This is a genomic window from Curtobacterium uvaldense (assembly GCF_028307415.1).
Taxonomy (GTDB): Bacteria; Actinomycetota; Actinomycetes; order Actinomycetales; family Microbacteriaceae; genus Curtobacterium.
On sequence record NZ_JAQMHU010000006.1, the window covers coordinates 42,864 to 62,603 of the forward strand.

Consider the following 19,740-nt stretch of genomic DNA (forward strand, 5'->3'; position numbering starts at 1 on the left):
CGAACCACCGGACCCGACCGAACCGACGTCACCACCAGGACACCGATGGACTTCATCGCACAGGAACGCGACCGCTTGCTGCGGTCGACGACCCGTGTCGTCGGCATCACCTGCGCCCTGGTCTCCGTCGTCGGCATCGTCAGCTCGCTCGCGGTCCCCCTGGTCCCCCTGCTCGGCGCACTCGCCTGCATCGCGGTGCTCATCGCGGCGCTGCTCGTCTTCGGCACCAACGGGTCGGTGTGGTGGACCGCCCTCGCACTCGCCTCGGGCCTCGGGGCCCTCGCGCTCCTGCTGCTCGGTGCCGACCCCGACGTGCGGTCCGTCGTCGCCAGCGCCGTCGTGCCGCTGGCGGCCGGGTCGTTGTCCGCCCCGCTGATGGCGCAGCGCGGCGCGCCGGTCGGGCTCGCGATGACGATCGTCGCCGGAGTCGCGGCCGTGGGCGCCGTCGTCTGGGCATCGGGCGGTCCGCTCTCCGGCCCGACCGCCGGTGTGGTGCTCGGCTGGGTGCTCGTCGCCGTGGTCTCGGTGTGGATCGCGCGCAGCATCCCCCGCGTCGCCCGGCGCATCCAGAGCATCGGCACGGCGCACCGCGCGGAACGGCAGGCGAGCGAGACCGAGGCGCAGCGACGCCAGGGCGCCCGACTGCTGCACGACACCGTGCTCGCCACCCTCACGCTCCTGGCCCACTCCGGGGTCGGCGTGTCCGAGCAGGCGATGCGCGAGCAGGCCGCCGAGGACGCCAGGCTCCTCCGGCACCTGCGACTCGGCGCGACCCCGCAGCCCCAGCAGTCCGGCGACTACTCGCTCACCCGCGTCGAGGAGTCGCCGCTCGGCCAGACCCTCGAGTCCGTCAAGCAGCGCTTCGGCCGGATGGGCCTCGAGGTCAGCTGGCACGGCACCGGTCAGGTCCTGCTGCCGTCGAACGTGCTCGACGCGTTCCTGCTGGCCCTCGGCGAGTGCCTCGAGAACGTCCGGCGCCACGCCGGCGTCGGCGAGGCGCACGTCACGATCGTCCACGACCAGGAGACCGTCCGCGCGATGGTGACCGACGCCGGTGTCGGCTTCGACCTCGACGCGGTGAGCGCGGAGCGCCTCGGCTACAAGGAGAGCGTCGTCAACCGCCTCCGCGAGGTCGGTGGCGACGCCAAGCTCTTCTCCGCCCCGGGATCGGGCACCACCGTCGTCCTGGAGGCTCCCCGATGACCCGCGTCCCCGAGGACACCATCAACCGCGGGCTCCCGGGCGAGACCGTGCAGCCGGCACCGCGCACCCGACGCGAAGCGCGCGAGCGCTACCGGGGCAGCGAGCGACGGCAGGCCCGCGGGCTCCCCTCGACCTCGACCGGTGCCCGTTCGCTCCGGCAGGCCGCCAAGCCCGGTGCGTCGCTCGGAGCCGGCTACCTCGGCCTCGGCGCCGCGGTCCTCACCGCGATCGAGGCCGTCGCCGGCATCGTCTTCTTCCTGGTCCGGCTGCCGGACTACGCGAACCCGTGGCTGCCCGCCGGCGCCTGGGCGCTGTACCTGGTCGCGGCGATCGGCGTCGGCCTCAGCCTGATGACCTACGGCGAGCGGCTCACCGGCACCGCGTTCGCGCTGATCTGCGCCGTCCTGGCGTGCGTCGTGACACTCGACTTCGTCGGGATCCTCCCCGAGCACGACATCGCGCACACCGCCAGCGCCTCGGTCGCCGCCGGCTTCGCCCTGCTCCCGGTGGCGACGCTCCGGCCCGCGCGCGAGGTCGCCGCCGCCATCGCGGTGCTCGGTCTCGGGTTCGCCGTGATGGCGGCCGTGTCGACGCCGATCACCCCGGCGACCCTGCCGGGCATCGTCTCGCTGCTGGCGCTCGTGGTGGTCCCGCCGTCGATCGCACTGTTCGTGGTGCACCGCTTCCGCCAGCTCGTGCAGCGCGAGCTGGACCGGGTGCTCGTGCAGAGCAACGTCCAGGCGCCGCAGTTCGCCGTCGGGATGCTCGCGTCGGACGAGCTCGCCCGGCTCGACCTGGCCGCCGAGAAGCTCCTCGACGCCGTCGCGAACGGCTCGGACCCGCTGCCGCTCTCGGACGCCTCGGCGTCCGTCGCCGCGTCGCTGGCGACCGAGCTGCGCCTGCACCTCATCGAGGGACGCCGCGAGACGTGGCTGTACCACGCGATCACGGAGTCCGACCACCTCGGGCGCGCCGTCAGCGTGGCCGATCCGCAGTCCCTCGCCGGGCACCTCGGCCCCGCCCAGCGGGACGGCCTGCTGCAGGCCCTGTGGCAGATGGTCGGCGACGGTCGCCCCGCACAGCCGGGTGCCCCCGTCGTCTCGGTCACGCTCGGTCCGATCGGCTCCGACGGGCACCCGGTGTCCGACGAGCGCATGGACGTCCCGATCGTGTTCGAGTCGCGCGGGACCCCGCGCCGACGCCTCGGCCCGACCGCGTGGAGCGCCCTGCAGCGCATCGGCCCGTACACCGAGTCGTTCCGCGACGGCGTGCTCCGCGTCGTCTCGCACTGCGTCGTCGACCGACACCCGTCGATGTAGACGGGCGCGAACTGCCGGACACCCGGCCGACATCCCCAGCCCGGACGGTCCCGACACCTAGGATCGGCGTGCACCGCCTTCGAGAAAGGACGCCTGATGGCGACTCCAGAGCAACCGATCCGACTCGCACTGGTCGACGACCACCGGATGCTGCTCGGCGCGCTCACGGAGTGGATCCGCAGCGCCGCCGACGACATCACGCTCGTCGCCGCCGTCACGACCTGGCCGGAGCTCCTGACGAGCCCGGCGTTCCCGGTCGACGTGGTGCTGCTCGACCTCGACCTCAAGGACTCGATCCCGGTCTCGCTGAAGATCTCGACGCTCAAGACCGCCGGCGTGAAGACCGTCGTGATGAGCACGTACTCGGAGCCGAACGTCGTCCGCGAGGCCCTCGGCTCCGGCGCTCTCGGCTACCTCGTGAAGAGCGAGGACGCCGACATGATCGTCGAGGCGATCCGTGCCGCGCAGCGCGGCGAGCAGTACGTCTCCGCCGAGCTCGACCTGGCGATCAACAGCGGCGACGTCGGCGGCGTGCCGAAGCTCAGCGCGCAGGAGCGCCGCGTGATGGCGCTGTACGGCGGTGGCGAGCCCGTCAAGAGCGTCGCCTACCAGCTCGGCATCTCCGAGGAGACCGCGAAGAGCTACCTCAAGCGCATCCGCGAGAAGTACCGCGTCGCGGGCTTCGACGTCGGCACGAAGGTCGCGCTGCGGAAGCGTGCGATCACCGACGGCATCATCGTGCAGGACGGCAGCCCGGTCGGGCTGTAGTCGCTCCACACGACGGACGGGAGGCCCGTGGCGACACCGCCACGGGCCTCCCGTCCGTCGTGTGGGTGCGTCGACTCCGGTCAGACCGTCGGCACCGGCGCGGTGATCGGCCCGGTCGACGGCGACGACGACCGCAGGGCGGAGCGGCGATCCGTCCGCCGTTCGACGCCGTAGCTGACCATCGTCACGAGCAGACCGAGCAGCGCGAGGACGATACCGAGCCACGCGGGGGCCAGGAACCCGAACCCGGCTGCGATGACCGCTCCACCGAGCGCCGCGCCGAGCGAGTTGCCGATGTTGAACGCCGAGTGGTTCAGCGCCGCCGCGATGGTCCGAGCGTCGCCGGCGACGTCCATCAGGCGAGACTGCACCGCCGGCGGGATCGCCGACGAGGTCGCTCCGAGCAGGAACGCGCCGAGGAACACCCCCCAGACCCACTGGGCGGTGAAGACGGTCACGAGCAGGGCGCCGATGAGCGCGAGCATCCCGATGTAGATCGTCCGCTTGACGCTGTGGTCCGCCAGGTGCCCACCGAGGACCCCGCCGACGACCATGCCGAGGCCGACCACGACGAGCACGAGCGGCACCGCGGACTCGGGCAGTCCGGTGACGTTCTGCACGAGCGGCGAGATGTACGAGTAGACGGCGAAGAACCCGCCGAAGCCCACCGCACCGAGCCCCATCACGATCCAGAGCTGCGGCGACCGGAAGGCCCGGAGCTCCCGTCCGACGGTCGCGTGCTCGTCGGCGGCGCTCCGCGGGACGAAGGCCGCGACGGCGAGGAAGGTCAGGGCGAAGAGCAGCGAGACGACGCCGTACGCGATGCGCCAGCCGGCGTTCTGCCCGATCCAGGTGATGGCGGGCACGCCGACGACGTTGGCGATCGACAGGCCGAGCATCACCATCGCGATGCCCTTGCCGCGCTTGCCCGGCCCCATGATCTCGCCCGCGACGATCGACGCGATGCCGAAGTACGCACCGTGCGGCAGACCGGCGACGAAGCGTGCGACGAGCACGAGCCCGAAGTTCGGCAGGACCGCACTCGCGACCGTGGCGACCACGAAGCCGACGAGGAGCACGAGGATCAGGCCCTTGCGCGGGAACGTGGCGGAGATCGCCGCGATCGTCGGCGCACCCACCACGACCCCCAGCGCGTAGGCGCTGACGAGCCAGCCGGCGTGCGCGACCCCGGCGGCGGGGTCGGCCGCGTACTGCGCGGGGAGCAGGGCTTCGGCGATGTTGGGCAGCAGGCCCATCGCGACGAACTCGGTAGACCCGATGGCGAAGCCACCGAGGGCGAGGGCGATGAGGGCGAACGCGCGCTGCGTCGGCGTGGTGAGCGTCATGCGACCTGTCTGGATCTGGGGGGGGGGGAACGGGGGCGGGAGGACGGAGCCGGATCCCGGCTCGCTCGCCGGGACATCGACCGGATCGCCACGCCGCACGGCATGCAGACGGTCCCGTTCCCGCCGGCACGCGCACGACGGCGGTACGGCGATCAGACGGCGACGGGGTCGATCCGTGTTCGGCGTCGAACGGTCCGAGCACACGTGCAGCGGCCCGGTCCCAGCAGTGTAGACCGCTCCAAACAGCCGACGGAAGACGACGGGCCGAATCGATTCGACATCAGCCGGACGCGCGAGTGTGGAGCAAGACCGGCTCCCGCCGGACGAGCCGGCGAGACAGGCGCCGTCGGTGCTCGACGGACCTCAGGCCGCGCGGCGCTCCTCGCGCGCCCCGGCCGACGCCAGCTCGGGCAGCTCGTCGCGGTGCACCCACCCGGACCCGCACTCGGTGCAGCTCGCCCAGGCGTCGCCGGTCTGCTCGTCACCGTCGATGACGACCGTCTGCAGGTCGCAGTCGGGGCACCAGCCGTCGTGCATCATCACGCGCTCCTCGTCGTCGTCCGGGTCGTCCCGAGCCGCCGGTGCGGCTCGATGGAGACCATGAGACACCCGACCACCGACACCGCGGGGAGGCGATCGGCGTGTCCTGCACCTCCCAGCTGGCGTAGCATCGGGCCATGGGGTGGTGGATCGTGACCGGAGTCGTCCTGCTCGTCGCGGTGGGCCTGTGGCTGTGGATGCACCACCTGACGGACCTCGGCGCACGCTCGCGGCAGTACGACGGCAGTGACCCCGAGATCGCCGAGGCGCTCCGCCAGGCCGAGCGCGACAGCAACACCGGCCGCATGTACTTCTGACCGTGGCGACAGGACTCCGGACGGGCCTGGCAGCCCTGGTCACCGCGCTGTGCCTGGTGCTGACGAGCTGCGCCGGGTCGATGGCATCCGGACCTCCCGACTACACCGGGACGTGGCAGCTCGCCGGGCAGGACGGCTCCGAGCCCGCCCGGTTCGTCGTGTCGGCGGACGGCACCTACACCGCTCGCGGGATCCCGGACGCCCTGGCGTGCCGGACCAGGAACGCCGACACGAGCCCTCCCGGTTGCTCCGAGGGCCGTTCCTCGTCGGACTTCTCCGGGCAGTGGACACTCGCGGACGGCAGCGCACCGGGGATCCGGTTCCGGTTCGCGGACCGCTTCGTCCGCCAGGGGTACCCGACCGATGCCGGACTCGCCTTCTTCACCGGATCGCTCGACGTCCCCCGTCCCGACTTCGTGTTCGTCCGCACACCTGCGCGGTGACCGCGCGGGGCCGATCCACGGTGGTGCGGGCGGCCCGGGACCGGCTCAGTCGCCGAGCGCCGCCTCGAGCCGCTCGAGCTTCCCGTCGATCTCCCCCGTGTGCCCGGGGCGGACGTCGGCCTTGAGCACGAGGGACACCCGGGTGCCGTACGCACCGACGGCCTCGGTGGCGCGCTTGACGACGTCCATGACCTCGTCCCACTCCCCCTCGACCTCGGTGAACATCGACGAGGTGCGGTTCGGCAGACCGGACTCGCGGACGACGCGCACCGCTGCGGCGACCGCGTCGTGCACGGACCCGTCCGACGATGCCGAGGGACCACCGGACGGAGCAACGGAGAACGCGACGATCATGCGTCCATCCTGCCCCGGTCGACTCCCCCGCGCACCGGCGGCTCGGACACCCGCACCGACGAACGCTCCGGCGAGCGCCGCGCGAGCCGCACCAGCGCGACCACCGCCCACACCAGCACGGCGACCTCGAGGACGTTCCGCACGGTGAGCACGAACACCATCCAGGTGTGCACCGCGAGGAGCTCGTCGTAGAACCCCGGGTAGATCACCTGCGTCAGCAGCGCCAGGGGCAGCACCCCGATCGCGACCGGCAGGAAGCGCCGCGCGCTCGGGTACCCGGCGACGAGCCCCCAGACGACGGGCACGGCGTACCACCCGACGTACTGCGGCGACCCGACCTTGTTCACCGCGATCAGCACCGCGACGAACAGCAGCGCGAGGACCGGTGCCACCTCGGTGCGACGGGCGCCCCGCCGGACCGCGAGCAGCGCGAGGACCACGCCGCCGATGACGAGCACGGCCATCAGCGGCGTCGACAGCGCGGCCGCTGCGTGGGTGCCAGCTCCGGACACCTCGAACGTCAGGATCTCGCGGTCGTAGTAGACGGCCGCTCCGGGGACCCCGAGCGCTGCCGCCCACATGAAGGGTGTCGCGAGCGGGGCCTCGATCTGCAGCGCCCGGTCGCTCTGCTCGGTCACGAAGGACAGCAGGTACGGCGCTCCGCCGTAGAGCACGTCGACGAGCACGATCAGCCCGGTCACGACGAGTGCCCCGGTCACGACGGCACTCCGGTGTCCCCGACGCAGCAGCACCAGCACGCCCACCAACGCAGCCGGCCACACCTTCGTCCAGGCCGCTGCGGTGAAGAGCGCCGACGCGACCACCGGACGGGTCACGACGAAGGCGACGCCGACGAGGGCGATCGCGGTGGCCACGGTGTCGATCCGGCCGAGTGCGATGGGTCCGAGCGCGAGCAGGAACACGAGCCACCACCAGACGACCCGCACGCCGAACGCACGGAACCGCCAGAGGAAGGCACAGGCGACGGCGTCGAGCAGCACCATGAGCGCGAGCCAGCCGGTCGCGATCGCCGCGGTGCCGCCGAGGGCCGCAGCGGCCATCGGCACGAGCGCGAAGACCGGGTACACCCAGTCGGAGTCGACCCCGACCCACGAGTGGTCGATCCGTCCGACCTCGATCCACCGTCGGTAGGTGATGGTGACGTCACCCAGCGGCAGGTTCGGCGCGGTCGTGGCGAGCCACCAGAGCACAGCGTGCACCAGGACGACCACCACGGCGAGCGAGACGCCCTCGACCCACCGGAACCGCTGCTGCACCGTGCGAGCGTAGCGAACCGCTCCACAGGCTCTCCTGAGGAGGACGTGTCACCGTTCGCGGGTGAGCACCGACCCGCGCCAGCGCCCCACCAGCCGCAAGCCCCTCGTCTGGGCGGGGATCGTCCTGCTCGTCGCGGTGCTCGCCGTCGTCGGCGTCGCCGTCGGCACGAACGTGTACACGTCGAGCGAGAACGCGAAGGCGTCGGCGGCGCCCTCGGTCGCCGCGAGCCGCGCCCCGTCGACGCTCGACACGGCCGACCTGTCCGGCGACTGGACCGTGGGCGGCGACTCCGAGGCCGGGTACCGCGTGCACGAGGTCCTCAACGGCTCCGACGTCACCGTGACCGGGCGCACGGACAGCGTCACCGGTTCGGCGCGGGTCGACGGCACGACGATCACCGAGGCGACCGTCACGGTGCAGGTCGCCGACATCGCCACGGACTCCGCGCAGCGCGACTCGTACTTCCGCGACTCCGCCCTCGACGTCTCGGCCTTCCCGCAGGCGACCTTCACGCTCACCGGACCGATCACCGACGCCGTCCCGAGCGGCTCGGGCACGACCGAGGTCCGGGCCGACGGGGAACTCACGCTGCACGGCGTGACGAAGCCGGTCCGCGCCGACCTGCAGATCGGGCTCGACGGCGACGGTGTCGCGGTGTCCGGCACGGTCCCGATCACCTTCTCGGACTTCGGCGTGCAGGCCCCCGACCTCGGCTTCGTGGAGGTCGACGACGCGGGCGCCGTCGAGTTCCTCGTGCACGCCACGCCCGCGTCCTGACGCGTCGGTCGAACGCGACCCCGCCCGGTCACGCGACCCCACGTCCCGACGCGCCCCGCCACCGGCCGGGAGGCACGCCGGCAGCCCGCCCCGCGCCTCCCGTCCGGCAGTGGGTCACGTCGCCGACACCGCACGCGTCGATCGACGCGCGTCACGTCGGACCGTGCGCCCGCATCGGATGCGAACGCATCCTGCGACACCGCACGCGTCGATCGACGGGCGCGATGTCGCACGCCGGCCCGCCTGCGCCCGGCACCCGCGCCCCCATTTGCCCGGCCGCGCGCGCTACCCCCGCGCGTCGCCGTCGACGACCAGGTCCCGGACCACGCCGCTCAGCTGCTCGATCAGGGCCGTCATCGTGAACGGACCACCACGCGACGCCCGCCGGGCCGCCACGCCGTGCACGACCGCGGCGGTCGCGGCCAGGTGCGCCAGGTCCGACGGGGACAGCGACGCACCGGACGCCTCCGCAGCGCCCTGCCGTGCGGCGACGAGCGCCCCGAGCACCCCGCCGAGCACGTCCCCCGCGCCGGCCGCCGCGAGCCACGGCGTGGCCGACGACGCCACGAGCCGGACCGACCCGTCCGGTGTCGCCACGTGCGTGTCCGAGCCCTTGAGGAGGACGACGCTGCCGGTCCGTTCCGCCGCGCGCACCGCAGCCGTCGCCGGATCACGCTCGACGGCCTCGCGTGAGGTCTCGAGCACCGGGGCGAGCTCCCCCGCGTGCGGCGTCAGCACCGCCAGCGGTCCGAGGTCGACCAGCGGGATCGCCCCGGCGTCGACGACCACCGGCACGCCGTCGTCCGAGGCGTTCCGGAACGCGTCGGCGGTGGACGGGTCGAGCTCGTCCAGCGAGTCCGCGGAGATCCCGGAGCCGACGAGCCACGCCTGCACGCGACCGACACCCGAGACGACCTCCGGACGGCGGGCGAGCACGTGGTCGGTGGCACGGTCCGGTCCGACGTAGCGGACCATCCCGACGCCGGTGTGCACCGCTGCGTCGACGCCCATCACCGCCGCCCCCGGGTACCGGTCGGAGCCGGTCGCGACGCCGAGCACACCCCGGCGGTACTTGGTCGACTCGCCGTGCGGAGCGGTGGTCCAGGCAGCGGCGTCGGTCGGGGCGAAGGGGGCGAAGTCGTTCACGACCGCCACGTTACGGTGGAGCGCATGAGCCTGTTCCTGCCCGGTCGCGTGGTGGTCTTCGACTACGGCGAGGTGATCAGCCGGACACCGCACGGCGCGTGGGACGCCCTCGTCGCGATGACCGGCGTACCCGCGGACGAGCTGCTGCCGGTGTACCAGGAGCTGCGACACGACCTCGACCGGGGCGACCTCACGGTGCTCGAGTACTGGCGCGCGATCGCGGCGCGGACCGGCCGGCGGTGGAGCCTCACCGAGATCCACCGCTTCTGGGCGGTCGACTTCACGGGCTGGTTCGAAGTGGACCCCGAGGCGCTGGCGATCGTCGAGGAGCTGCACGCCGCCGGGACCCGGCTCGCCCTGCTGTCCAACGCCGGGCGCGACTTCGGCGACCCGTACCGCTGGTCGCCGATGGGCTCGGTGTTCGAGACGGTCGTGGTCAGTGCCGAGGAGCACGTCCTCAAGCCGGACGCATCCGTCTACCGCACGACGTGCGAGCGCCTGGGAATCACGCCCGAGCAGATGGTGTTCGTCGACAACAGGGCCGAGAACGCCGCCGGTGCAGACGCGATCGGGGCGGTCGGCCACCACTTCACGTCGCCGGCCGGACTGCGGACCTTCCTGCAGGACCTGGCGGCACGGACCGACGAAGGAGCACCCGCGTGACGCACGCCCTGTTCGAACCGATCACCATCCGCGACCTGACCGTCCGCAACCGGCTCTGGGTCTCCCCGATGTGCCAGTACTCGGTCGAGCGGCAGGACGGCGTCCCGACCCCGTGGCACCTCGTGCACCTCGGCGGGTTCGCCAAGGGCGGCGCGGGCGCCGTCGTCGTCGAGGCCGCCGGCGTCGTGCCCGAGGGTCGGATCAGCCCGCAGGACGTCGGCCTGTGGAACGACGAGCAGCGCGACGCCTTCCGGCCGATCGTCGACTTCCTGCACGCGCAGGGCGCCGCCGCCGGCATCCAGCTCGCACACGCCGGGCGCAAGGCATCGACCCACCGCCCCTGGTCCGAGGCCTCGGGCAGCGTGCCGGAGGCCGAGGGCGGCTGGGCGACGGTCGCTCCGTCGGCCGTGGCCTTCGACGGCTACGCGGTGCCGCGCGAGCTCGAGACCGAGGACATCCGCGTCGTGGCGCTCGCGTTCGCGGCGGCCGCTCGCCGCGCGGTCGAGGCCGGCTTCGACCTGGTCGAGCTGCACGCGGCGCACGGGTACCTCCTCCACCAGTTCCTCTCGCCGCTGAGCAACCACCGCACCGACGCCTACGGCGGCTCGCTCGAGAACCGCGCCCGCGCCCTGCTCGAGACGATCGACGCCGTCCGCGCCGAGGTCGGCGAGGGCTTCCCCGTGGTCGTCCGCTTCTCGGCCACCGACTGGGTCGACGGCGGACTCACGGTGGAGGACACCGTGCAGGTCGCCAGCTGGGCTGCCGAGCACGGCGCCGACCTGGCCGACGTCTCCACCGGCGGCAACGTCGCGAAGGCCCCGATCCCGGTCGGGCCCGGCTACCAGGTGCCCTTCGCGGAGACGGTCAAGCGCGAGGCCGGCATCGGCACCATCGCCGTCGGCATGATCTCCACCGCCTTCCAGGCCGAGCAGGTCGTCGCCACCGGCCAGGCCGACGTCGTCATGGTCGGCCGCGAGTTCCTCCGCGACCCGTCCTTCGCCCTGCGCGCCGCCGCCGAGCTCGGCGTGGCGATCGACTACGAGCCGCAGCAGTACCACCGCGCGCGCGTCACGGCGTAGGCCGGCGCACCCAGCGCACCGCGCGCCTCACGACCGGTCACCGACACCGGCCGGGGGCGCGCGGCGTGCGGGCCGGGAGGCACGGCGCGCTCCCTGTACGTCCTCTCGGCTCCGACGCTGCGCACCCGCTACCATGACTCTCACTGTGGACGATCCTCCGAATTCCGTTTCGCCTTCCCACTCATCCGGCGCTCACTCGGTGAGCAGCCCCGCTTCCCGTGCGTCGGGAGGTGGAGAATGAGTCCCCTCGACATCGTCATGCTGGTCGGCGGCATCCTGCTGACCCTCGGTACCGGTGTCTTCGTCGCCTCGGAGTTCGCGCTCGTGAACCTCGACCGCGCCGAGGTCGAGGCACGGCGCGACCGCGGCGAGTCCGGCCTGGCGCCCGTCATCGCAGCGCTGAAGGTCACGTCGACGCACCTGTCGAGCGCGCAGCTCGGCATCACGCTGACGACCCTGCTGACCGGCTACCTGCTCGAACCCTCGATCGCGACGCTGCTCGAGGCGCCGTTCCTCGCGATGCAGCTGCCCGAGGCACTCGTCGAGACCGTCGGCTCGATCGTGGCGCTCGTCATCGCGACGCTGCTGTCGATGATCCTCGGCGAGCTCGTGCCGAAGAACTTCGCGCTCGCGCTGCCGCTCCAGACCGCGCGGCTCGTCGTGCCGCTGCAGGTCGCCTTCACCACCGTGTTCAAGCCCGCGGTCGCCCTGCTCAACGGCACCGCGAACGCCGTCCTCCGGTCGATGGGCATCGAGCCCCAGGAGGAACTGTCCGGAGCCCGCAGCGCCGAGGAGCTCAGCTCGCTCCTCCGCCGCTCGGCGTCGGAGGGCTCGCTCGAGCAGGACACCGCGACGCTGCTCCAGCGCACCATCGCGTTCTCCGAGCTCGACGCGAGCGACGTGATGACCCCGCGCCCGCGACTGTCGACCATCCGGGTCTCGGAGTCGGCGGACGACGTCATCGCGCTCGCGCGCCGCACCGGCTTCAGCCGCTTCCCCGTGATCGAGGAGGACGCGGACGACGTCGTCGGCATCGTGCACGTGAAGCAGGCCGTCGCGGTCCCGCGCGAGAAGCGCCCCGAGGTGCCGGTCGGCGCCCTGATGACCGAGGCCGAGCGCGTCCCCGAGACCATGCCCGGCGACACCCTGCTCGCCGAGGTCCGGAGCCGCGGCTACCAGATGGTGATCGTCGTCGACGAGTACGGCGGCACCGCCGGTGTCGTCACGCTCGAGGACCTCGTCGAGGAGATCGTCGGCGAGGTGTCCGACGAGCACGACCGCGCACGCATCGACGTCGTGCGCTCCCGGAACTGGTTGACCTTCCCCGGACTCCTGCGTCCCGACGAGCTCGAGGACCGCGCCGGCGTGACGGTCCCCGAGGACGGTCCGTACGAGACCGTGGGCGGGTTCATCATGTCCTCCCTCGGACGCCTGCCCGCCGTCGGTGACGAGGTCGCGCTCGACGACGGCGTCTTCCGCGTCGAGCGGTTGGACGGTCGCCGTGTCGACCGCGTCCGCTGGACCCCGACGCACCCCGATCCCGTCCCGACCACCGGCAGCACCGCGACCGCGCAGCGCCCGGCCACCGGGATCATCATCCCCGCCACGAAGGAGGGCTCCCGATGAGCGCCGCGTCCGTCCACGACGGCATGGTCGTCCTCGCCGCCGGTGAGTCCGCGTCGAGCGGCTCCGACTGGTGGGGCATCTTCTGGCTCGTCGTCCTGCTGCTCGGCAACGCGTACTTCGTCGCCGCCGAGTTCGCCGTGATCTCCGCCCGCCGCTCGCAGATCGAGCCGCGCGCCGAGGCCGGGTCGAAGGCCGCCCAGACGACGCTCGCCGCGATGGAGCACGCCACGCGCATGCTCGCCACCACGCAGCTCGGCATCACGGTCTGCTCGCTCCTCATCCTCAACGTGTCCGAGCCGGCCATCCACCACCTGCTCGAGGTCCCGCTCGGACTGACCGGCTGGAGCGTCGAGGTGATCGGCACCGTGGCGTTCGTCTTCACGCTGCTGCTCGTGTCCTTCCTGCACGTCGTGTTCGGCGAGATGGTGCCGAAGAACATCTCGTTCTCGATGCCCGACCGGGCCGCACTGCTGCTCGTCCCGACGCTCTGGTACATCGGCCACGCCCTGCACTGGGTGATCGTCGGCCTGAACGAGACCGCGAACGCCGTGCTCCGTCTGTTCAAGGTCGAGCCGAAGGACGAGGCCGTCAGCGCGTTCACCGTGGAGGAGGTCCAGACGATCGTCGAGCAGTCCCGCCGCGAGGGCACCCTGACGGACGACGGCAAGCTCGCGATGGCGTTCGAGTTCACGGAGAAGAAGGTCAAGGACGTCGCGGTGCCGATGTCCGACCTGGTCACCCTCCCCGAGGACGCCACGCCCGAGGACGTCGAGCGCGCGGTCGCCCAGCGTGGCTTCTCGCGGTACGTGCTCGTCGGCGACGACGGCGACCCGACGGGCTACGTGCACGTCAAGGACGTCATCGACCTGCGTCCGGACGAGTTCGACGTGCCGGTGCCCCCGAAGCGGATCCGGCAGCTCATCTCCCTGTACACGGACATGGACCTCGAGGACGCCCTCGCGACCATGCGTGCGGCGGGCCGTCACGTGGCGCGGGCGTTCGACGCCGAGGGGCGCACGATCGGTGTGCTGTTCCTCGAGGACATCCTCGAGGAACTGGTGGGCACCGTCGAGGACGCGACCCGGCGGCGCTGACCGCACCGGACGACGGACGGGCGCGCCCAGCTCAGCGGCGACGCGAAGCGTTGCGCGGGGCGCGCCGACCGAGCCTGCGAGGGAGGACGGTGCCAGCTGGCACCGCGCCTCCCGTCCGTCTGTCGGTCCTGGTCGAGACTCGGCCAGGCGGACACGTTCGGGGCGGTGGGACCGCGAAACTGTCCGTGGAACCGAGACTCGCGCCAGCGGCCGACCACCCCGCGCCGCTACCAGCTCACGGGGAGCGGCTTGCCCTCCTCGTACCCGGCGGCCGACTGGATGCCGACGAGCGCCCGCTCGGCGAACTCGGTCAGCGAGGACGCCCCCGCGTACGTCGCCGAGCTGCGGATGCCGGTGGTGATCATGTCGAGCAGGTCCTCGACGCTCGGCCGCTCCGGGTCGAGGTAGATCGTCGACGACGAGATGCCCTCGGCGAAGAGCGCCTTGCGGGCCCGCTCGTACGGGTCGAGGCGCTCGAAGCGCTCCCGCACGGCCTTCGCCGACGCCATGCCCCAGCTCTCCTTGTAGGCCTTGCCCGCGGCGTCGCGGCGGAGCACGCCCGGCGCCTCGAGCGTGCCGGCGAACCACGAACCGATCATGACGGCGGAGGCTCCGGCGGCCAGCGCGAGTGCCACGTCGCGCGGGTAGCGGACGCCGCCGTCGGCCCAGACGTGTGCGCCGAGCGACCGGGCGGCCGCGGCGGTCTCGAGCACGGCGGAGAACTGCGGGCGACCGACGGCCGTCATCATGCGCGTGGTGCACATCGCGCCCGGTCCGACGCCGACCTTGATGATCGTCGCACCGGCGTCGACGAGGTGCGCGACGGCGTCGGCGGTGACGACGTTGCCGGCGACGATCGGCAGGCCGAGACCCAGCGCCGAGACCGTGCGGAGCGCGCGGAGCATGCCCTCCTGGTGGCCGTGCGCGGTGTCGAGCACGAGCACGTCGACCCCGGCGGCGGCCAGGGCCTTCGCCTTCGCGGCGACGTCGCCGTTGATGCCGACCGCGGCGGCGACCCGCAGGCGACCGTCCCCGTCGACGGCGGGCGTGTAGATGTCGGAGCGGATCGCGCTGGTCTGGCTCGTGGTGCCGACGACCCTGCCGTGCCGGACCACGGGCGCGAAGTCGACCTCGGCGGCGGAGAGCACGTCGTACACGTGCCGCGGGGTACCGGCGTCGTCGGCGTCGATTGCCGTCGAGGGTCCGTGCAGCAGGTCACCGATCGTCGCGTCCGCACCCGCGGTGCCGAGCCGGGCGGCGGGCACGCAGCCGAGGTACTCCCCCGCCCCGTCGCGGACCACGACGCCCCGGCCCGCCACCGGCAGCAGCTGCTCGAGCGCCTCGGCGACGGTGGTGTCGGCGCGCATGTCGTAGGCGGTGTCGAAGTCGACCGGCTGCTCCTTGACCCAGCGGATCGCGGCGTCGAGGTCCTGCAGGTGCATGTCCTGCGGCAGCACACCGAGCCCACCGCGGCGGGCGAGGGTCGCGGCGAGCCGCGGGCCGGTCACCGAGTTCATGTTCGCGCTGACGATCGGGATCGTGGCGCCCGTGCCGTCGTTCGTGGCGAGGTCCACGTCGAAGCGGCTCGTCACCCCGGACCGACTCGGCACGAGGAAGACGTCGGAGTAGGTCAGGTCGTGCGTCGGCCGCGTCTCGTAGAACCTCATGGGTGCCACTGTACGGCTCCGCAGCCGCGCGGACACGCGTGCGGGAGGTCTCCCCGGCGCACCGTCGACGCCGGAGCAGGACCCCTGCTGCGCGACACCCGTCGTCGGGTCCACCGGTCCGGCGGGCGGCCCCCGTCCCGACACGCGCGAGCACGGCCGGGAGGCGCGGCGCGCGTCCGACGGTCACCGAACGGTCGGCGCGGAACGGCTAGGCTGGCGGCCAGTGCGGAGCAGGGTTGCCCCGCACGACACACACGAGCATCTATCGACGGAGAGTGGGCGATCGGCTGTGTCGAGCCATCTGACGGGTACGGACGAGACCGCGGGCGAATTCGGGGCGAACGAGTGGCTGGTCGACGAGCTCTACGAGCAGTTCGTCGCCGACAAGGAGTCCGTCGACAAGTCGTGGTGGCCCGTGCTCGAGAGCTACCACCGCTCGCAGACCGGGGGCGACGCCGCCGCCGGCTCGGCGCCCAGCGCACCCGCCCCCGCGCAGTCCTCGTCGCAGTCGACCACGCAGCAGCCCGCCACGGGTGACGCCCCGGGCGAGGCGAAGCCCGCCGGTCCGATCCAGGCGAAGACGACCTCGCGCCAGCCCACCCCGCAGCCGATCCCGGCCGAGGCCAACGACGAGGCCGACGACCACGAGGAGACCCACGAGGACGTGGCGACCCCGCTCCGGGGCATGGCGAAGACGCTGGCCTCGAACATGGACGCCTCGCTCACGGTCCCGACCGCGACCAGCGTCCGGACGATCCCGGCGAAGCTGATGATCGACAACCGCATCGTCGTCAACAACCACCTGCGCCGGGCCCGGGGCGGCAAGATCTCCTTCACCCACCTGATCGGGTGGGCGATGGTGCAGGCGCTGAAGGACTTCCCGAGCCAGAACGTGTTCTACGAGGAGCGCGACGGCAAGCCCTTCGTGGTGGAGCCCGCGCACGTGAACCTCGGCATCGCGATCGACGTCCCCAAGAAGGACGGCACCCGCTCGCTCCTCGTCCCGAGCATCAAGCGCGCCGAGACCCTGACCTTCGGCCAGTTCCTCGCCGCGTACGAGGACCTCGTCAAGCGCGCCCGCGACAACAAGCTCACGCCGGCCGACTTCCAGGGCACGACGATCTCGCTCACCAACCCGGGCGGCATCGGCACCGTGCACTCGGTCCCGCGCCTGACGAAGGGCCAGGGCTCGATCATCGGCGCCGGTGCGCTCGAGTACCCGGCGCAGTTCCAGGGCTCCGCGACGAAGACCCTGGTCGAGCTCGGCGTCGGCAAGACGATCACGCTGACGAGCACCTACGACCACCGGGTCATCCAGGGCGCCGGCTCGGGCGAGTACCTCAAGAAGGTGCACGAGCGACTCATCGGCGAGCACGGGTTCTACGAGGGCATCTTCTCGGCGCTGCGCATCCCCTACAAGCCCATCCAGTGGGCGAACGACATCAACGTCGACCTGGCCCACCGCGTCAACAAGACGTCGCGCGTGCAGGAGCTCATCAACAGCTTCCGCGTGCGCGGGCACCTGATGGCCGACATCGACCCGCTCGAGTACCGGCAGCGCACCCACCCCGACCTCGAGCTCGAGAACCACGGGCTGACGTTCTGGGACCTCGACCGCGAGTTCGTCACGGGCGGCCTCGCCGGCACCACGACGGCACCCCTGCGCGACGTGCTCGGCATCCTGCGCGACGCCTACTGCCGCACCGTCGGTGTCGAGTACATGCACATCCAGGACCCGGAACAGCGCCGCTGGGTGCAGGGCCACATCGAGGTGCCGTACTCGAAGCCGTCGAAGGACGAGCAGCTCCGCGTCCTCGGCAAGCTCAACGAGGCCGAGGCGTTCGAGACCTTCCTGCAGACGAAGTACGTCGGCCAGAAGCGCTTCTCGCTCGAGGGCGGCGAGTCGACCATCGCGTTCCTCGACACCCTCATCCAGCACGCGGCGGGCGCCGGCCTCGACGAGGTCGCCATCGGCATGGCCCACCGCGGCCGCCTCAACGTGCTGACGAACATCGCCGGCAAGACCTACGGGCAGATCTTCCGCGAGTTCGAGGGGTCGTCGCTCCCGGGTTCCGTGTCCGGTCAGGGCTCCGGTGACGTGAAGTACCACGTCGGCACCGAGGGCGTCTTCCGCGCGTCGGACGGCTCGAGCATCCCCGTCACGATCGCCGCGAACCCGTCACACCTCGAGGCCGTCGACGGCGTGCTCGAGGGCATCGTGCGCGCCAAGCAGGACCGCACCCCGCCCGGCACCTTCGGCGTGCTGCCGGTGCTCGTGCACGGCGACGCGGCCATGGCCGGCCAGGGCGTCGTCGTCGAGACCCTGCAGATGTCGCAGCTCCGGGGCTACCGCACGGGTGGCACGGTGCACCTCGTCATCAACAACCAGGTCGGGTTCACCACGCCCCCGGAGTCCGCGCGCAGCTCGGTGTACTCCACCGACGTGGCGAAGACGATCCAGGCGCCGATCTTCCACGTCAACGGGGACGACCCCGAGGCCGTGGCCCGCGTCGCCGAGCTCGCCTTCGCGTACCGCGAGGAGTTCCACCGCGACGTCGTGATCGACCTCGTCTGCTACCGCCGCCGCGGCCACAACGAGGGCGACGACCCCTCGATGACCCAGCCGCTCATGTACAACCTCATCGAGGCGAAGCGCTCCGTCCGCACCCTGTACACCGAGGCCCTCGTCGGTCGCGGCGACATCACGCAGGAGGAGTACGACGAGGCGCACCGCGACTTCCAGGACCGCCTCGAGCGCGCCTTCGCCGAGACCCACGAGGCGCAGACCGGCACGATGCCCGTCATCACGACGGACGACGACGGCGCCGTGGACGGTCTCGAGCGTCCGACGGCCCAGCGTGACGACGCCGAGATCGAGGTGCACGAGACGGCGATCTCCGAGGAACTCGTCCGGGCCATCGGCGACGCGCACAGCAACCCGCCCGCCGGCTTCTCGATCCACCCGAAGCTGCAGCAGCTCCTCACCAAGCGCACCGAGATGACCCGCTCCGGCGGCATCGACTGGGCGATGGCGGAGCTCATGGCGATCGGCTCGGTGCTGGTCGAGGGCAAGCCCGTCCGGCTCGCCGGCCAGGACGCCCGACGCGGCACCTTCGTGCAGCGCCAGGCGGTCTTCCACGACCGGGTGAACGGGCAGGAGTGGCTGCCGCTCGCCAACGTCGCCGAGGACCAGGCCCGCCTGTACATCTACGACTCGCTGCTCAGCGAGTACGCGGCGATGGCGTTCGAGTACGGCTACTCGGTCGAACGTCCCGAGGCCCTCGTGCTGTGGGAGGCGCAGTTCGGCGACTTCGCGAACGGCGCGCAGACCGTCATCGACGAGTTCATCTCGTCCGCCGAGCAGAAGTGGGGACAGCGCTCCGGTCTGGTGCTCCTGCTCCCCCACGGCTACGAGGGTCAGGGGCCGGACCACTCCTCGGCGCGCATCGAGCGGTACCTGCAGCTCTGCGCCGAGGACAACATGATCGTCGCGCGTCCCTCGACGCCGGCGTCGTGGTTCCACCTGCTCCGTCGCCAGGCGTGGGAGCGCCCGCAGAAGCCGCTCGTCGTCTTCACGCCGAAGGCCATGCTCCGCCTCCGCCAGGCGACGAGCCCGGTCGAGGCCTTCACGAACGGCTCCTTCCACGAGGTGCTCGACGACGACCGCGTGACCGACAAGGCCGGGGTGCGCCGCGTCGTGCTGCACTCGGGCAAGGTGCACCACGACCTCCGCGCCGAGCTCGACAAGTCCGGCGCGACCGACGTCGCCCTCGTCCGGTTGGAGCAGCTCGCGCCGCTCCCCCTCGACGAGCTGCTCCGGGTGCTCGCGGGCTACCCGCAGGCCGAGGTCGTCTGGGCCCAGGAGGAGCCGGAGAACCAGGGCGCCTGGCCGTTCGTGTGCATGAACCTGTCCCCGCACCTCGACGGCCGTCCGCTCTCCGTGGCCTCGCGCCCGGCGAGTGCCGCACCGGCGACGGGCTCGTCGAAGCGTTCCGCGGGTGAGGCCGCCGACGTCGTCCGCAAGGCACTCGGCTGATCCGCCGCGCCCCCTGACGCACGATGCGCCCCGTGGAGACGGGGCGCATCGTTCGTCAGGGCGCGCATCTCCCGGGCACGCAGA

At 72.3% G+C, this 19,740-nt stretch carries 17 protein-coding genes; 11 read left to right on the plus strand and 6 right to left on the minus strand.

All coding sequences use genetic code 11. The features are described 5' to 3' along the window. Positions 1-45: 45 nt before the first annotated feature. The 3 genes from PIJ49_RS05320 (at position 46) to PIJ49_RS05330 (ending at position 3,290) form a co-directional block, all read left to right on the plus strand. A complete protein-coding gene (locus tag PIJ49_RS05320) occupies positions 46-1,203 on the plus strand; it encodes a sensor histidine kinase (protein ID WP_066654721.1) in 1,158 nt (385 codons plus the stop codon). After that, positions 1,200-2,522 (plus strand): hypothetical protein, encoded by a 1,323-nt coding sequence (locus PIJ49_RS05325; protein WP_066654722.1) that lies wholly within the window; start codon positions 1,200-1,202, stop codon positions 2,520-2,522. Before PIJ49_RS05320 ends, PIJ49_RS05325 begins: the two co-directional genes overlap by 4 nt. Before the next feature lie 96 nt (positions 2,523-2,618). Further along, positions 2,619-3,290, plus strand: a complete 672-nt coding sequence (locus PIJ49_RS05330; protein ID WP_066654724.1) for a response regulator transcription factor — start codon at positions 2,619-2,621, stop codon at positions 3,288-3,290. Between the two features lie 80 nt (positions 3,291-3,370). Here the strand turns inward: PIJ49_RS05330 and PIJ49_RS05335 are convergent, their stop codons facing one another. Both PIJ49_RS05335 and PIJ49_RS05340 read right to left on the minus strand, forming a co-directional pair. After that, the gene (locus PIJ49_RS05335; RefSeq protein WP_066654725.1) at positions 3,371-4,636 is read right to left on the minus strand and encodes an MFS transporter; all 1,266 of its coding nucleotides are present in this window, start codon (positions 4,634-4,636) and stop codon (positions 3,371-3,373) included. A gap of 363 nt (positions 4,637-4,999) precedes the next feature. Next, positions 5,000-5,176 (minus strand): hypothetical protein, encoded by a 177-nt coding sequence (locus tag PIJ49_RS05340; protein WP_271826029.1) that lies wholly within the window; start codon positions 5,174-5,176, stop codon positions 5,000-5,002. A 137-nt stretch (positions 5,177-5,313) separates the two neighbouring features. On the opposite strand from PIJ49_RS05340, the gene PIJ49_RS05345 reads away from it, so the two are divergent. Together PIJ49_RS05345 and PIJ49_RS05350 are read left to right on the plus strand one after the other, a co-directional pair. Further along, positions 5,314-5,493, plus strand: coding sequence for a hypothetical protein (locus tag PIJ49_RS05345; protein WP_066654730.1), 180 nt, complete (start codon positions 5,314-5,316; stop codon positions 5,491-5,493). A gap of 2 nt (positions 5,494-5,495) precedes the next feature. Beyond that, positions 5,496-5,936, plus strand: coding sequence for a hypothetical protein (locus PIJ49_RS05350; protein WP_271826030.1), 441 nt, complete (start codon positions 5,496-5,498; stop codon positions 5,934-5,936). Positions 5,937-5,981: 45 nt separating this feature from the next. On the opposite strand, the gene PIJ49_RS05355 is transcribed toward PIJ49_RS05350, so the two are convergent. Together PIJ49_RS05355 and PIJ49_RS05360 are read right to left on the minus strand one after the other, a co-directional pair. Next, positions 5,982-6,290 (minus strand): thiamine-binding protein, encoded by a 309-nt coding sequence (locus tag PIJ49_RS05355; RefSeq protein WP_066654734.1) that lies wholly within the window; start codon positions 6,288-6,290, stop codon positions 5,982-5,984. Then, positions 6,287-7,567 carry a glycosyltransferase family protein gene (locus tag PIJ49_RS05360; protein ID WP_271826031.1) on the minus strand — a complete coding sequence of 427 codons (1,281 nt, stop codon included), beginning with the start codon at positions 7,565-7,567 and terminating at the stop codon, positions 6,287-6,289. The genes PIJ49_RS05355 and PIJ49_RS05360 overlap by 4 nt, the downstream gene beginning before the upstream one ends. 61 nt (positions 7,568-7,628) lie before the next feature. On the opposite strand from PIJ49_RS05360, the gene PIJ49_RS05365 reads away from it, so the two are divergent. Then, positions 7,629-8,345, plus strand: coding sequence for a YceI family protein (locus PIJ49_RS05365; protein ID WP_271826032.1), 717 nt, complete (start codon positions 7,629-7,631; stop codon positions 8,343-8,345). A 285-nt stretch (positions 8,346-8,630) separates the two neighbouring features. Here the strand turns inward: PIJ49_RS05365 and PIJ49_RS05370 are convergent, their stop codons facing one another. Continuing rightward, entirely contained in the window at positions 8,631-9,491 is an 861-nt protein-coding gene (locus PIJ49_RS05370) for an ADP-dependent NAD(P)H-hydrate dehydratase (RefSeq protein ID WP_271826033.1), read from the minus strand. A 24-nt stretch (positions 9,492-9,515) separates the two neighbouring features. Here PIJ49_RS05370 and PIJ49_RS05375 point away from each other — a divergent pair, with 24 nt between their 5' ends. From PIJ49_RS05375 to PIJ49_RS05390, 4 genes are all read left to right on the plus strand, one after another. Further along, entirely contained in the window at positions 9,516-10,154 is a 639-nt protein-coding gene (locus tag PIJ49_RS05375) for an HAD family hydrolase (RefSeq protein WP_066654754.1), read from the plus strand. Further along, positions 10,151-11,233, plus strand: coding sequence for an NADH:flavin oxidoreductase/NADH oxidase (locus PIJ49_RS05380; protein WP_271826034.1), 1,083 nt, complete (start codon positions 10,151-10,153; stop codon positions 11,231-11,233). Before PIJ49_RS05375 ends, PIJ49_RS05380 begins: the two co-directional genes overlap by 4 nt. A 237-nt stretch (positions 11,234-11,470) precedes the next feature. Further along, complete coding sequence (locus tag PIJ49_RS05385; protein ID WP_066654758.1) at positions 11,471-12,859, plus strand: hemolysin family protein; 1,389 nt, start codon at positions 11,471-11,473, stop codon at positions 12,857-12,859. Between the two features lie 23 nt (positions 12,860-12,882). Next, a complete protein-coding gene (locus PIJ49_RS05390; protein ID WP_066658342.1) occupies positions 12,883-13,953 on the plus strand; it encodes a hemolysin family protein in 1,071 nt (356 codons plus the stop codon). Between the two features lie 227 nt (positions 13,954-14,180). On the opposite strand, the gene guaB1 is transcribed toward PIJ49_RS05390, so the two are convergent. Next, entirely contained in the window at positions 14,181-15,620 is a 1,440-nt protein-coding gene (gene guaB1, locus PIJ49_RS05395) for a GMP reductase (protein WP_251159708.1), read from the minus strand. Positions 15,621-15,909: 289 nt separating this feature from the next. Between guaB1 and PIJ49_RS05400 the strand changes: the two genes are divergently transcribed. Continuing rightward, positions 15,910-19,656, plus strand: coding sequence for a multifunctional oxoglutarate decarboxylase/oxoglutarate dehydrogenase thiamine pyrophosphate-binding subunit/dihydrolipoyllysine-residue succinyltransferase subunit (locus tag PIJ49_RS05400; RefSeq protein WP_271826035.1), 3,747 nt, complete (start codon positions 15,910-15,912; stop codon positions 19,654-19,656). Positions 19,657-19,740 lie beyond the last annotated feature (84 nt).

Excerpts from the sequence above, each read along its gene's own strand:
- PIJ49_RS05320 (WP_066654721.1), top strand. The coding sequence starts at position 46 with ATGGACTTCATCGCACAGGAACGCGACCGCTTGCTGCGGTCGACGACC.
- PIJ49_RS05325 (WP_066654722.1), top strand. The coding sequence starts at position 1,200 with ATGACCCGCGTCCCCGAGGACACCATCAACCGCGGGCTCCCGGGCGAG.
- PIJ49_RS05330 (WP_066654724.1), top strand. The coding sequence starts at position 2,619 with ATGGCGACTCCAGAGCAACCGATCCGACTCGCACTGGTCGACGACCAC.
- PIJ49_RS05335 (WP_066654725.1), bottom strand. The coding sequence starts at position 4,636 with ATGACGCTCACCACGCCGACGCAGCGCGCGTTCGCCCTCATCGCCCTC.
- PIJ49_RS05340 (WP_271826029.1), bottom strand. The coding sequence starts at position 5,176 with ATGATGCACGACGGCTGGTGCCCCGACTGCGACCTGCAGACGGTCGTC.
- PIJ49_RS05345 (WP_066654730.1), top strand. The coding sequence starts at position 5,314 with ATGGGGTGGTGGATCGTGACCGGAGTCGTCCTGCTCGTCGCGGTGGGC.
- PIJ49_RS05355 (WP_066654734.1), bottom strand. The coding sequence starts at position 6,290 with ATGATCGTCGCGTTCTCCGTTGCTCCGTCCGGTGGTCCCTCGGCATCG.
- PIJ49_RS05375 (WP_066654754.1), top strand. The coding sequence starts at position 9,516 with ATGAGCCTGTTCCTGCCCGGTCGCGTGGTGGTCTTCGACTACGGCGAG.
- PIJ49_RS05385 (WP_066654758.1), top strand. The coding sequence starts at position 11,471 with ATGAGTCCCCTCGACATCGTCATGCTGGTCGGCGGCATCCTGCTGACC.
- PIJ49_RS05390 (WP_066658342.1), top strand. The coding sequence starts at position 12,883 with ATGGTCGTCCTCGCCGCCGGTGAGTCCGCGTCGAGCGGCTCCGACTGG.
- guaB1 (WP_251159708.1), bottom strand. The coding sequence starts at position 15,620 with ATGAGGTTCTACGAGACGCGGCCGACGCACGACCTGACCTACTCCGAC.